This is a genomic window from Flavobacterium sp. HBTb2-11-1, assembly GCF_009826975.1.
In the GTDB taxonomy this organism is placed as follows: Bacteria; Bacteroidota; Bacteroidia; order Flavobacteriales; family Flavobacteriaceae; genus Flavobacterium.
Genome location: NZ_WUMO01000009.1, coordinates 40350 through 54325, shown reverse-complemented (window position 1 = coordinate 54325; position 13976 = coordinate 40350). Strand labels below are relative to the sequence as shown.

General features: G+C 33.7%; 11 protein-coding genes. 2 read left to right on the top strand and 9 right to left on the bottom strand.

Annotated elements, in window-relative coordinates:
* Positions 1-77: 77 nt before the first annotated feature.
* The 3 genes from GR162_RS18665 to GR162_RS18655 all read right to left on the bottom strand — a co-directional run bounded on the left by GR162_RS18665 (position 78) and on the right by GR162_RS18655 (position 5788).
* Complete coding sequence (locus tag GR162_RS18665) at positions 78-2381, bottom strand: TonB-dependent siderophore receptor (RefSeq protein ID WP_160783357.1); 2304 nt, start codon at positions 2379-2381, stop codon at positions 78-80.
* A gap of 226 nt (positions 2382-2607) precedes the next feature.
* Entirely contained in the window at positions 2608-3333 is a 726-nt protein-coding gene (locus tag GR162_RS18660) for a DUF4198 domain-containing protein (RefSeq protein WP_160783356.1), read from the bottom strand.
* Between the two features lie 133 nt (positions 3334-3466).
* Entirely contained in the window at positions 3467-5788 is a 2322-nt protein-coding gene (locus GR162_RS18655; protein WP_160783355.1) for a TonB-dependent receptor, read from the bottom strand.
* A 216-nt stretch (positions 5789-6004) separates the two neighbouring features.
* On the opposite strand from GR162_RS18655, the gene GR162_RS18650 reads away from it, so the two are divergent.
* Positions 6005-7165, top strand: a complete 1161-nt coding sequence (locus GR162_RS18650; protein WP_066032369.1) for an MFS transporter — start codon at positions 6005-6007, stop codon at positions 7163-7165.
* Positions 7166-7206: 41 nt separating this feature from the next.
* Here the strand turns inward: GR162_RS18650 and GR162_RS18645 are convergent, their stop codons facing one another.
* The 6 genes from GR162_RS18645 to GR162_RS18620 form a co-directional block, all read right to left on the bottom strand.
* The gene (locus GR162_RS18645) at positions 7207-7944 is read right to left on the bottom strand and encodes a protein phosphatase 2C domain-containing protein (RefSeq protein ID WP_160783354.1); all 738 of its coding nucleotides are present in this window, start codon (positions 7942-7944) and stop codon (positions 7207-7209) included.
* Between the two features lie 36 nt (positions 7945-7980).
* Positions 7981-8457 carry a DUF6265 family protein gene (locus GR162_RS18640; protein WP_091130792.1) on the bottom strand — a complete coding sequence of 159 codons (477 nt, stop codon included), beginning with the start codon at positions 8455-8457 and terminating at the stop codon, positions 7981-7983.
* A gap of 376 nt (positions 8458-8833) precedes the next feature.
* Positions 8834-11143 (bottom strand): type IA DNA topoisomerase, encoded by a 2310-nt coding sequence (locus GR162_RS18635; protein WP_160783353.1) that lies wholly within the window; start codon positions 11141-11143, stop codon positions 8834-8836.
* A gap of 142 nt (positions 11144-11285) precedes the next feature.
* Entirely contained in the window at positions 11286-12263 is a 978-nt protein-coding gene (locus tag GR162_RS18630) for a toxin-antitoxin system YwqK family antitoxin (RefSeq protein WP_160783352.1), read from the bottom strand.
* A gap of 37 nt (positions 12264-12300) precedes the next feature.
* The gene (locus tag GR162_RS18625) at positions 12301-12705 is read right to left on the bottom strand and encodes a DUF3997 domain-containing protein (RefSeq protein ID WP_160783351.1); all 405 of its coding nucleotides are present in this window, start codon (positions 12703-12705) and stop codon (positions 12301-12303) included.
* 32 nt (positions 12706-12737) lie between these two features.
* Positions 12738-13163 carry a copper resistance protein NlpE N-terminal domain-containing protein gene (locus GR162_RS18620; RefSeq protein WP_160783350.1) on the bottom strand — a complete coding sequence of 142 codons (426 nt, stop codon included), beginning with the start codon at positions 13161-13163 and terminating at the stop codon, positions 12738-12740.
* Between the two features lie 422 nt (positions 13164-13585).
* Between GR162_RS18620 and GR162_RS18615 the strand changes: the two genes are divergently transcribed.
* Positions 13586-13957, top strand: a complete 372-nt coding sequence (locus GR162_RS18615; protein WP_160783349.1) for a GreA/GreB family elongation factor — start codon at positions 13586-13588, stop codon at positions 13955-13957.
* Positions 13958-13976: the final 19 nt, after the last annotated feature.

Sequence of the window (13976 nt, the reverse complement as noted above, 5' to 3'; positions counted from 1 at the left end):
ACATAAAATAAAAATCCCAAGATTTTCAGTTTTACTCGAAAATCTTGGGATAAATCAAAAAACTCTAATTCAATATTTTAGAACTTGTATCGCAAGCTTGTCATAACCTGACGAGGAGCAATTGGGTTCACACTATAATTTTCGTGAACTGTATAATTTAATTCGTTTGTAATGTTTGATAATTTGCAAAGTACAGACCATTTTCTCCAAGTATATCCGACAGACGCATCAATTGTAACATAGCCTTCTAATGGAATATCACGATCTCTAATCGTTACGGTATATGCAGGGTCAGGTTTAGGATTTGTTGGTGTAGGTTTAACAGCAGTCCAAACATAATCATCATTCCATCCGCCCAAACGGTCTCCAATATAGTTTCCGATAGCTCCAAAAGATAGGCCTTTCAAGACACCAGATGGCAAAGTATAAAAGAAACTCAAGTTCGCGGTATTTTGCGGCGTTCTTACTACGCGGTCACCTTCAACAAAACTCCCTTGTGTTCCAGATGTGTTAACGTAACGCATGTCGTTGTAACTGTAACCACCAATAATGCTTAAGCCTTCAACAGGTCTCGCTGTAATATCAATTTCGATTCCTTTACTTTTTGTTCCTCCGCCTAAAGTCTTTTTAGTTGTATCTGTATTAAGAGACCCGTCAGCATTAAACTCTGCAGTTTGTGCTAAATTGCTATTTGTGATTTGGTAAACGGTTACATTTGTGCTTAAGGCACCATTCCAGAAATCTTTTTTGATTCCAGCTTCATATTGATCTATGATAGATGCTTCTAATGGTTGCAAGTCAATTGTTGTTCCTGTATTTGGTGTAAATGAACTAGAGTAACTAGCAAATAATGACATGTCTTTTAAAGGCTGATATACTAATCCTACCTTTGGAGAAAACGCATTATCTAAACGCTTTGGAGCAACAGTTGGTGTTGCTTTTTCAGGATTTCCTGCTCCGGTAGAAGTTTCCTTATATGTTGTTACTTCAGCTTCTTGCCATGACCAACGAATTCCAGCAAGTACTTTAAATTTCTCTGTAATCGAAATTAAATCTTGGAAATAAACTCCAAAACGATTTGTTTCTGTTTTTCCGATTTGTGTTGCTCTTGCATTTGGAATATCATTTCTTTGCGTTGAGGGATCAAAATCAAAAAGATAAATTGTGTCATAAAGACTAGGATCATATTTACCGTTTACTTTTACTTTTTCTTCACTAAAAGCGTAAGTATAAGCTGTTGCAAATGAGTTTTCCCAATCTACACCTGTAAAAATTTGATGTTTTACAGATCCTGTATTAAAGTTTCCTTGTAAGCTTAATTGATCACCTAAGATTTGTTCTAAGTTCTTTCCTTGAGTTAATCCTCTGTTCCAGTAACCTGGAGTTGGATATATTTTTGTATCATCTAAATTAGATAGTTGGGCTGTAGATTTTTGTGTTCTGTTGTATGTCTGATAAGAACTATTGAAGTTCAGTTTCCAGTTTTTATTGAAATCGTGATTTAATAAAACCGATGCACTAGAAGATTTAGTAGTACCATTTGACCAAAGCGCTCCATAGAAAGCATTGCGAGGCAAGTCTAAGATTTCTTTACCGATAATTCCGGTTCCAAAATCTGGCGTCCAATCTGCACTTAAATAATCTCCTTGAACCGTGATTTGTGTTTTTGGACTAACAATAAAAAGTAACGACGGATTTACATATACGCGTTCGTTTTTTACAACATCTCTGAAACTTTCTGAATTCTCATAAGAACCGTTAATTCTAAAAGCAATAGATTTATTTAGGCCTCCATAAAAATCGAATGCTGGTTTATAGTAAGCATAGCTTCCAAACTGCATTGAGATTTCTCCACCGCTTTTGAATTGAGGCGTTTTGGTTACTAAGTTTAAAATTCCTCCTGGCGCCACGTTTCCAAATAATAGGGCAGAACCACCTTTTAAGAATTCTACTTTATCTAAGCCGGAAACATCAGGGATTGAACCTGAATTATAACGAAAGCCATTTTTAAACATGTTGTTGGCAGACATATCATATCCTCTTGAGAAAAAAGATTCGGTAGCGCCCCCACGAGCAGAACTTACATAAACACCATTAGCATTTTTAAGAACTTCGCTTAATCTGATAGCTTGCTGTTGTTCGATAACATCAGAACCAATTACTTGAATGGTTTGCGGATTATCCATTGGTTTTAATCCAGAGCGAACTGCAGTTACTGGTTTCGGTTCTTTTGTTTTAGAAACCACAACCTCGTTAAGAATTTCTCCCTTTTTATTTTTTACAGTATCAGTAACTGAAGAAGCAGTTTCATTGCTTGAATAATCTTGACCGTAAGAGACAAAACTTAATAATCCTAATGCAAATAGTAAATTATATTTCATGGTATTTATTTAGATTCAATAAAAATTATCGAGTGCAAATATAAAGACACAGACTCTTTAACAGAAAATTATGAACCAATTTTATTTCTTAAATGTTTATTATTTCTTTCTTAAGATTTGCTTAAGAATTTTTTGTTTTTATTTTAATTTAGTATTAATAATAACAAAGAGCCTCGCTGTGGAGCGAGGCTTTAAATTGAATTTAAGTATAAGAATGAACGAAAAATTATTTAACTACAATTTGGTAAGTAGCCATTTTCCAGATTTCATCGTATTTTTTTCCATTGTGTTCACCAGATGATTTATCAGTGTGAGCATATTCTACCATATAATTTCCTGACCAGATAGGCGTAAAAGAAAATTCTCCCTTATCGTTTGTCCACAATTCTTTTTCCCATCCGTTTGGCGCAATTACTTTAATTTTAGCTTCTTTTGCAATCGCTCCGTCATAAGAGGCTACGCCAGTAATTTTAGTATCTTTTTTGGCAACATCTGCACTTTCTGAGAAAACAGCAATTTTATTGGTGTTAGAAGCAATAGTATTTCCTGCTGCCTTATTTCCAACCACAACGTTTGCACTAGAATTGTAATCTAATTTCATCGTGCCATAAACGTCTTTTACCGTATGATGCATTATAATCGTATAAACCCCATCTTCATCTGGTGTAAAAAACGCTTGGTATTTATTGTCTAGAGCTTTAGAAGTCAATTTAGTCTCTTTTTTTGAAGGAGAAATTACAACTAAAGAGAAATCCTTTAAATCAGAGAACCATTTATCAGCTTTTGTAATGTCATTGTCAGAGAACTCTCCAAAATAAACAGAAATTTCTTGAGCTTTTCCTTTTGTTCCTGTTGCTTTAGTTTCGATCCAAAGCGCATGAGCAAAAAGTTGAGGTGCAGCAAAAAGCATTAGAAATAAAAAGCTTACTGTTTTTAAAGTATTTAATTTCATAAGATCGAGTTTTAAATTGTTAAATGATATTTTTCACAAACATAAGTTTTATTTAGAATAATTAAAAATAAAATCATGCAAAAAAGCACCTCAAGTTTTTATTGAGATGCTTTACTTAAACTAAAACTCTGTCTTAAAATTTAATAGTTAAACTGGCCAGAATATTTGTCGGAGCTTGTGACGTACCCCAGAAATCCCAGTATTTTTCGTTAGTTATATTATTAAATTTAAGACCCACTCTCCATGATGTACGATCATAATAAACAGATCCGTTAAGAGTTGTATAAGAAGGCATATAAAAAGTATTATCTGCTGTAAAGAAATTTTTGTCTACATAATTGGCGCCAAAACCTACACCAAGACCTTTTAGTTTATTTTGAAAAGTATACGAAGTCCAGAAGTTCACCACATTTTCAGGAGAACCTGTCGCTTTATTTCCTTCGATTGATGCGTCAGAAGCTTTTACAATTCTGTTATCATTATAGCCATAACCTGCCACAATGTTTAATCCGTTGATAGGAGTGGCCATTAATTCAAAATCAAAACCTTTGCTCACTTGTTTGCCATCTTGTTCTGTAAAACCTGTAGCATTTACTCTTGTCGCATTATCAATTGTAATATTATAATAACTCACAGAACCAGTCAGTTTTTTATTGAAAGCTTCGGCTTTAATACCTCCTTCATATTGAACTGCATAAATAGGATCCAAAACAAATATCGAAGCATCTGGCTGTGTTACAGGCTGCATATTTTGAAAACCATTCATGTAATTTCCAAATACAGAAACTTGGTCTTTTACCAATTCATAAACCAATCCAAGCTTTGGAGCCAAAGCTGTCTGATTATAACCTTCAACGGTTCCTACTTTTTCACGATCAAAATTATCCAGACGCAAACTCAACATAGCCGAAAGACGATCTGTAAAATTGATGACATCACACGCATACACGCTAAATGTTTTTTGATCTGCAATAGGAGAGGTTGTTAGAACAAGACCAGCATCTACAGCTTTTCTTCTAATAGGAGTAAATGGGGCAGTAACATCAATATTATCAAGCGTAAAAGTACTTCCTCCAGAAAAAGCCCCGCTGTAAAGTCTATAGTTTATTCCTGCAAGAAATTTGTGCTTGATGTTTCCAGTCGAAAATTTTCCGTTTACGTTTTCCTGAATGTTAGTGTAGTTATTATAAATCGGTCCCCAAAGACCAACTCTTCTCGCCACTTGAGTTGGTGAACTCCAAACGGCATAACTCTGATAACTGCGTTCTACATCTTCTCCGACAAATGAAAATACAGTAGTAGATTTCCAGTTTTCTGATATTTCATATTCGGCCTGAGCAAAAACTTTTGTTGCTTTTGTTTTAGCATCATTATCATCATGGAACATCGATTTTCTGTAATCTATCTTTAAATCATTCGGATTTGTAATTCCAGAATTTGCAGCGTAAGTATTATAAGTGCGTCTTGTATTGTTTACATTATAAAGTTCAGCATCAATATTGAAAGTAAGCTTTTCAGATGCTTTGTAAGTAAGGCTAGGGGCAAAAAGCAAAGCATTATTGAAACCATAATCAAGAAAACTTTTTTCTCTGTTAACAGCCATATTTATTCTGAACAAGACACTTTTATCTTTGTTTAGCGGAGTATTAACGTCAGCCGTTAAACGATTTAAACCATAGCTTCCGGTTGTGTATGAGATTTCGGCAGCAGTAGTTTCGTGTGGTTTTTTAGTCACTAAATTTACAACGCCTCCAAATGAAGATACAGTTGAACCAAATAGAGTTCCAGACGGGCCTTTTAGGATTTCAATGCGTTCTACATTTCCAAGATCAACAGAAGAACGCCCCGAAACCGTTTCCATTCCGTTTCTAGCATTTATACCTGTAGAAAATCCTCTAAAAATTACGCCAACTCCTCCAGATGGATAACTAATTGAAACTACTCCAGGAGAGTTTTGCACAGCACTTCTAATGTCTACCGCAACTTGTTCCTGTAAAAGTTCTTTATGGATTACACTATAAACTTGTGGATTTTCCAGATTCTTAAGGGGCATTCTGGCAACATAATCTGTTTTTTTGGAAACAATGCTTTTCGGACTGCTGATGATAACTTCTTTTAATTCTTTGTTTGAAACTTTCAGTTGTAAATTAACTGTAGTAGTTTCATTTTCTGTAACCGTAATTTCGGCTTCTAAAGTTTCATAACCGGTTAAAGATACTTGTAAGGTATAAGAATTGGCTTTTACTTTATTGAAGTCAAAAGAACCGTCATCATTAGAAACGGTGCCATATTTAGTGTTTTTGAGAATAATATTTACACCAGCAGCGGCATCGCCATCAGATGTTGCAATTGTTCCTTTAATTTTCCCATGGTTTTGTGCAAAGGCAGATAAAAACGAAAATAGAAAGCTGATTGAAAATAGAAAACGCGAAGTTTTCAAACTGAGATAATTCATTACTATTTTAAATTTGGTTGATAATAATTTTATTTAGAATAAATAAAAACAGTGCAAATGTAGAAATTAAAATAACTTTAACAATTTTATTTTTTTATCATTTATGAATGAAATTGTTAAATGTTGATTTTAGAGCGATTAATCAAAATTCTTATTAGAAGTTGTAGTGAGATAAAATTTAAAAAGGCTTAATTTTGCAGTCTGAAAAACGATTTCATGATTTTACCATTCTTTAAAAAGATTCAAAATACGCCTCGAGGATATCGTATTGCTAATACAGTTTTTTTCTTTCTTTCTGGTTTCGGTTATTCGTCTTGGGTTTCGAGAATTCCGCATATACAAGCCCAATTGAAACTTTCTGAAGCCGAATTCGGAGCTGTTTTATTTGCTTTCCCAATAGGGCTAATGCTTACAATGCCATTTACCGGAAAGCTGTTAAATAAATACAGCAGCCGTTATATCATGTTGCTTGGAGCGGTTATGTTTAATGTTGCACTGTCTTTGCCAGGTCTGGCAGCATTTGTTTGGCAATTGGTTATCATACTTTTATTTTTTGGAGCTTCGCGTAATATTTTCAATTTATCCATAAATGCACAATCGCTTGAAGTGCAGAAATTATATCCAAAATCGATTATTACGCGTTTTCATGCCGTTTGGAGTATTGCCGTTTTTTCAGGTGCAGGTTTAGGGTATGTAATGGTAACGCAGCATATTGCACCATCTCATCATTTATTGGGGGTAAGTATTTTTATGTTGGCGCTGACGGCTTGTTTTTACCCAATGAGTATTCACAACGAACCAGTTCCGGTTAAAAAGAAGTTCTTTTCTATGCCAGAAAAGAATCTGGTAAAATTTGCCTTGATTTGTTTCGTTTCTATGGCTTGCGAAAATACAATGTACGATTGGAGCGGAATTTATTTCGAAAATATCCTAAAAGCTTCACCAAAATTAACCAGTGCGGCATTTGTGTTTTTTGCTTCGGCAGTAACTTTGGGTCGTATTTTTGGGGATTATGGCGTAATGAAATTTGGGACTAAAAAAATTCTGCTTTACAGCGGAATTTTAATAACAGCAGGTTTCGGAATTTGTTTTATCATGCCGTATGCTTACCCAACTATTTTCGGTTACGTTTTAATCGGATTTGGGGTTTCTTGCGTAGTTCCGTTAGTGTTTAGCATTGCAGGAAGATCATCTAAATTAAGCACAGGTTCTGCTCTAACTTCAATATCTACAATTGGTTATTTAGGATTCTTACTGGTTCCGCCAATGGTTGGTTTTATTTCTGAATATTTAAGCATGAAATGGGCGTTTCTTATTATGGCGCTTCTCGGAATTCTGATGATTTTTATGGTGAATAAGATCGGGGAGAATGAGTAGTTTTTTACATCGAATAAAATACGATGCGATTTATAATTCCCTTATTTTATTATTCTAATAATTGAGAAATCATCTGTTGGTTTTAATCCGAATTCATTTTGTAATGTCTTCAATTTAAAAGCAAACATATCATCCTCTTTAGAGTTTACTTTGTCAATTGTCAAAAATTGAATTACATCAATTTCTTCACTAGAGTTTTTTGGCAGCAATTTTTCGAAAGTAAAAATGCCATCAGTAGAAATACTAATATCATCTAGTGTATTGAATGTAATTTTTTGGTTTTGTAAATTGTAAAAAGTTTGAAAATCCTCAGTAAGATGAAAACCTAAATAATCGGGTTTGTTGTCTTGTTCAAACTCCGTTATTTTTCCGTTTATATTTACTAGACCGTCACCAATTACCAACACAATACCACTTTCTTGTTCTTTGTCAAATAAAAGAATTATTAGCGTTGTCAATAATTCTTTCTCATCAATCAGCAACTGATTTTTAACAATTCGGAGTTCGCTTAATAGATCTTGTAAAATAAGCTTTAGATTTTCTTCTGGAAGAATAGGTTCTGTCTTTTTTTCAATAAATTCTTTATAACCTTTTTCTATACAGATTTTTTTTAGAATTTTCCCAACTAGTAAAGAAGCAAATTGACTTTCTAAAGCAGTGGTACAGCCATCCATCACAGCGCAAAGAATTTTATTTTTGCCATATTCGCCAACAAATAAATGATCTTCACAATTATTTTGATGGTAATCGCCAATTTGAAGCGATGAATATATTCTCATCTAATATATTAATAGGATTACTAAATTTCTATTTGCTTACTTCTTCGTCATCACAAACTTCTCCGAACTCGGTTTTCCATTCAAATTTCCAGAAATCTCTGCTGTCAAAGTATTATTGGCACCTTTTGTATAAGTAATTTTTTGAGGATAATCGTGTTTCGGATTTTCGAAAACCAATTTTTGTTCTGTTTCAGAAGTTGAAGGGAAGAAAACAGGTTTGTCGTCGTTTTGCCCTTTTACAGTTGCTTTGTAAGTAAGCGTCTCACCAAGTTGAGCCAGAATTATTGTTTCAAAATGCAAAGTGTCTTTTCCTTTAATGAAATAAGAAGAAGCGCTGAAAGTACTGTCATTTAACTTTTGCCAGTTTTCAGATAAAACGCCTTCAGGAGATTTATTTTCCCAGTTCCCAATTAACCAGTCGGCTTTTTTGATTTTATCTTTCTCAACCGTTTCTTTTTTCTGGCAAGAAACTGCGGCTAATACAAGAGCTAAAAGAGTAATTTTCTGAAACATATTTTTTGATATTTTGGTTTGGTAATGTGGTACTAATGTATGAATTTTTTTTTAGCCACGAATTCACGAATTTTTCTTGATAAACGGAATGGAAGTTTTCTGCGAATTTTTCGAATTATTATTGAAAGCAAAATTATTTTTAGCCACAGATTAAAAGGATTAAAATGATTTTGTCTCACGCAGATTTAGCAGATTTATTTTGTACTCTGTATTATAAAAATCTGTCAAATCTGCTAAATCTGCGAGAAAAAATTTATGTAATTATTGGTAAAATGCACAGAGTAAAGAATCATTTTAATCCGCTCAATCTGTGGCAAATAATATAGACACAGTAATTTTTAAAAATTAATTCGTGAATTCGTGGCTAAAAAAAAGCTTAAAAGCTTTCACTCAAAATAGAATACACCAGTTCCTTAGTTGGTTTTTGGTCTTTTAATTTTGCTCGAACTTCATCAAAAGTAACCTTAAAATCACAGCCCGATTTGTATTCGGCACAGCCATAAGCCGTTTTGCCTTTTAGAATAGTTCCCTTTTTGCATTTCGGACACATCAAAGCATCTGAACTTTCTTTTGCTTCGGATTTTTTATCGGTTTTCTTTGGTTCTAATTTCAGTTTGTAATTTTCCTCAAAACGAATTAATCCTTCCACAGTTCCAGAATCGGTTTTGAAACCTTTTATGTTGACTGTAGAACCTTTCTGAACCAATCGTAAATACTGGCTTTCTGTAATTTTTTTATCGTGAAAAACAAAAGGCAATACAAAATCACAGCCCGATTTGTATTCGCTGCATCCAAAAGCCGATTTTCCTTTCAGTATATTTCCTTTTTGGCATTTCGGACAAGTTTCTGCAGAAATTCCAGAAGCTTTCTTTTTCTCTTTTTCTGCTTTTACAACGGGTTTCTGAATCGTTGCAGCATGAGAAATATTAGCATGTTTGGTTTCGCTTCGCACTTCATACACTAAAGCTTCTACCATGCGTTTCATGTTTCTGATGAATGCCGCAGCGGTGAAAGTTCCTTTCTCTATATCCTTTAGCTGTTTTTCCCATGTCCCCGTAAGTTCAGCCGATTTTACCAATTCGTTCTGAATCGTATCAATCAATTGAATTCCAGTCAAAGTGGGTAAAACCTGTTTTTTGTTTCGAACAATATATTGGCGCTTGAAAAGCGTTTCAATAATATTCGCGCGAGTTGACGGACGCCCGATTCCGTTTTCCTTCATCAATTCACGTAAATCTTCATCATCAACTTGTTTTCCCGCGGTTTCCATCGCACGCAATAAAGTCGCTTCGGTAAACTGATTGGGCGGTTTGGTTTCTTTTTGAAGAAAAGAAGGTTCATGTGGCCCTTTTTCGCCTACAGTAAAACTCGGCAATAAATCGGGTTCTTTTTCTTTCGCGTTCGGATCTTCGAAAACAACACGGAACCCTTTTTTCAAGATTTCTTTTCCTGTTGCTTTAAAAGTCACATCGGCAGCTTTTCCGATTACGGTTGTATTCGCAACCAAACAATCATCGTAAAAAACGGCAATAAAACGTCTCGTTATAATATCATAAACCTGCTGCTGATTAAACGGCAGATTGTTTTGGATTCCCGTTGGAATAATCGCGTGGTGATCGGTTACTTTTTTATCGTTGAAAACCTTTGGCGATTTTTTGATTTTTTTCTCCAAAACAGGCTGAGTCAGTTCTGCATAATTGGTTAATTTTTGCAAAATGCCTGGTACTTTCGGATAAATATCATTGGGTAAAAAAGTCGTATCTACTCTGGGATAAGTGATTACTTTCTGCTCATACAAAGTCTGCGCAATTTTAAGCGTTTCTTCTGCCGAAAATCCGAATTTCTGATTGCAATACACCTGTAAACCAGTTAAGTCGAAAAGTTTTGGAGCATATTCGTTTCCGTTCTTTTTATCCACAGAAACAATTTCAAAATCACTTTCTTTAACTTTTGCGGCTATAATTTGTCCATCTTCTTGGTTTAGAAAACGGCCTTCTTCATAGCTAAAAAGTGTTTCTCTGTACAAAGTCTGCAATTCCCAATAGGGTTGAGGCTTAAAATTTTCGATTTCTCTAAAACGATCTACAACCATTGCCAGCGTTGGCGTTTGCACACGTCCGATAGACAAAACCTGTTTGTAGCCGCCATGTTTTACGGTATACAAACGTGTAGCGTTCATGCCCAATAACCAGTCGCCAATGGCTCTGGAAAATCCGGCGTAATATAAATTATCGTAATTGGCTGATGGTTTTAAGTTTTCAAAACCTTCTTTGATGGCTTCAGTTGTAAGTGACGAAATCCATAAACGCTGAATCTCGCCTTTGTAATTCGCCTCGTTCATTACCCAGCGTTGAATCAGTTCTCCTTCCTGTCCAGCATCCCCGCAGTTTATGACGACTTCGGCTTTGTCGAAAAGACTTTTAATGATTTTGAACTGTTTCTGAATTCCCGAATTCTGAACCACTTTGGTTTCAAATTTTTCAGGAAGCATTGGAAGATTATTCAGATCCCAGCTTTTCCAGTGCGGCTTATAATCATTGGGTTCTTTTAAGGTGCATAAATGTCCAAAAGTGTAAGTCACAGCGTAGCCATTGCCTTCAAAATAGCCATCATGTTTGGTATTAGCGCCCAAAACGGCTGCAATTTCACGTGCTACACTTGGTTTCTCAGCAATACAGACCTTCATTTTTTCCTTTTCTTATTGAAAGAGCGAAAATAGGGATTTTATGGGAAAGGGGCAAAGGTTGTTAGGGACAAAGGGACAGAGGTTTTTTGCTTGGCTTTAGTGAAGTTTATGTTTCTTATGATTCGCTATAAATAGTAAATGATTATTTGTCAATTTTTTTTCCATCAATAAAATCTGTTTTTTTTATGAGTTTACCATTTTCATCATACCATTTGAAAGTACCATCCTCAAGATCGTTTTTGTAAAATCCTTCGGCTTGAAGATTCCCATTTTCATAATATTTAACTGCTTTTCCATTTTTTTTACCCATAGAAAAATACATATCTGCTCTTAATTTTCCATTAGAATGCCATAGTTTGTAATTTCCATTCGTAAGCCCAGATTTATAAAACTGGATGCCTTTTTTTTGGCCATTTTCATACCAGATTTCACTTTTTCCTTCTGTTTCACCATTAAGCCAATTAGTACGCGTTTCAAGTTTACCATTCTCATAAAATGATTCATATAATCCATTTTGAATTCCGTTAACCCAATGAGAAAGCTCTTTTCTTTGTCCGTTTTTATGCCAGCTTTCGTTTTTACCATCTATTTTACCTTTAACAAAATCTGTTGAATGTGATAATTGCCCATTTTCAAAATACCATATTTTTTTGCCAGTTCCGTCGTTAAGATTATTAGCCCATTCGATATTGCCATTGTTATAATATCTAGTCCATTGATCTTCAATTTTATGATTTTTTACGATTGCTTTTTCAAAAACTTTTCCATCTTGAAAATAAGAAATATAAGGACCTTCATTTACATAGTATTGTGTGAAAGTATCTGATTTAGCAAGCGCGTAATGAATTAATTTTTCATTTAAATCGTACCAATAAATTGTATCTATTTTTTTACCATTTTTTAATTTCCCCTTTTCGTAAATTGTTCCTTTACTGTAAAAAGAAGTGTATTTTCCATTTTTAACAGTAGTTTGATCACTGACAGGAATCCAAAATGCTTCACCAGTTTTGGAGTCAACCCAATATACCCAATTTTCATTTCTTTTGCTTTTGTCATTTATGTCTACTTTATTACAGCCATAAATTAAAATTGAAATTAATAGTAATAGTCTTTTTGTCATAGGTTGGCGATCAATATCTGAAGGACTTTAAAATTAATCAAAACTCAGTTGGGAAAGTTAAGTTAAATTCAGGTTTTTTGATGGAAAGTTCTTGGCATTTTTTTTCGAATTCAGTTTTATTGAATGGTCCAAATACGGGTTTGTCTTGAAAAATGCTTTTTGTTCTTTCGATAATATAATAATGCGTTATATTTAAATTTATTTTCTCTTTGGAATTTTCCAAAAGCGGATGCTGTTTCGAGTAAATATATTTCGAATTGTATCCTGTAGCAAAAACAAAAGCAGGAATTATGGTTTCTCCTTTTTTTAAAGACCTAGATTCGTAAGCATCAACCCAAAGAACTTCGTAGTTGTCTACAATAGTATCGATTTCGTAATCGTAAAAACCAAAGCAGGAAACTAGCGTAATAGAGGTTAAGACTGTAAAAACGATTTTTTTCATAGATAATAATACTTTCGAGACAGTCTAAATGTTTAGGATTTAAAAATATCAATTCTTCTCATCCATAAGATTTCCGATTCTAAAAACTGAAGTTTTGTCTTCACTATTTTATCGCTTTTATCTCTCAGATTTTTAGTGATAAATCTCGCTGTAGAATTGCTAAAATCTAATGTGTATTTTTGGTCTAAATCTGTTTTTTTATCAGAAGAAAAAGTAATAAGATTATCTTTTGCGCTCCATCTTCCTTTTCCGTATTTATTTGTTTCTTGCGGAGTTCCGCCTTGTATATTTGAATAGTAATGAAACTCAAATGTTCCGTCTTGATTTAAAGTCAATTTATATTCAAGTTTATGATTTTCGCTAGAAAGAGAACAAGTATAATCGCCCGCAAACTGATTGGATTGTGCAAATAAATTTAATTTTAAAATTAAAAGTAATGTGGTTATTGCTAGTTTCATTGGTTTTATTTTTCGGATGATTTTAAGACTTTTTTCAAAAATAATTGGTTTTAAATCAAAATCCTTACGTAAAACCGTATTGTAAATTTTATAATTTTTTTATTGTAAGAAAAAAAATGTATCTTGCTAACAGATTACAATTAATACGACAATGATCACTGCAAATTTTTATTTAATAAACAGCCGTCTTATGTGCTTAATATGCACATTGCTGTATTTGCATGACGATACTTTCTTGAAAAGCTCAAAAGAGTTTATTTCTTTTGCCCTGTCACAACTCTAGGCAGGGGATATTTTACCATTTCATTTTATTATTTAATCTCATTTATTCAGGATATGATATCGTTGAATATGCCGTTTTGCGTGCTATTCACTGTAGAGTTGTGTCATGTCTTAGAAAGAATGAAACACACAAGAAAGTCATGTCACAACATATAATTTTAACAACAGGAACATACGATTTAATTAAAGATCACGTAAGAAGAAAAAAAGTGACCGCTCAGGAAGAAGAACTTTTATTAAGTGAACTAAAATATGCCACGCAAGTATTGCGAAAAAATCTGCCTGAAGATATCGTTTCGATAGATCGAAAAGTTACTTATAAAGACCATATCACAAATGAAGAAAAAACAATTCTTATAGTTGGTCCGGATAAAGCAAAAGCGAGCAAAAATAAAATTTCGGTTCTTTCAGATGAAGCAATTGCAATGGTAGGTTATAAAGAAGGCGATATTATTGAATGGCCTGCTAAAAAAGGAAATCTAAAATTAGAAATTCTTAAAGTAGAGGAGTAATATACATATTGTTCGTTTT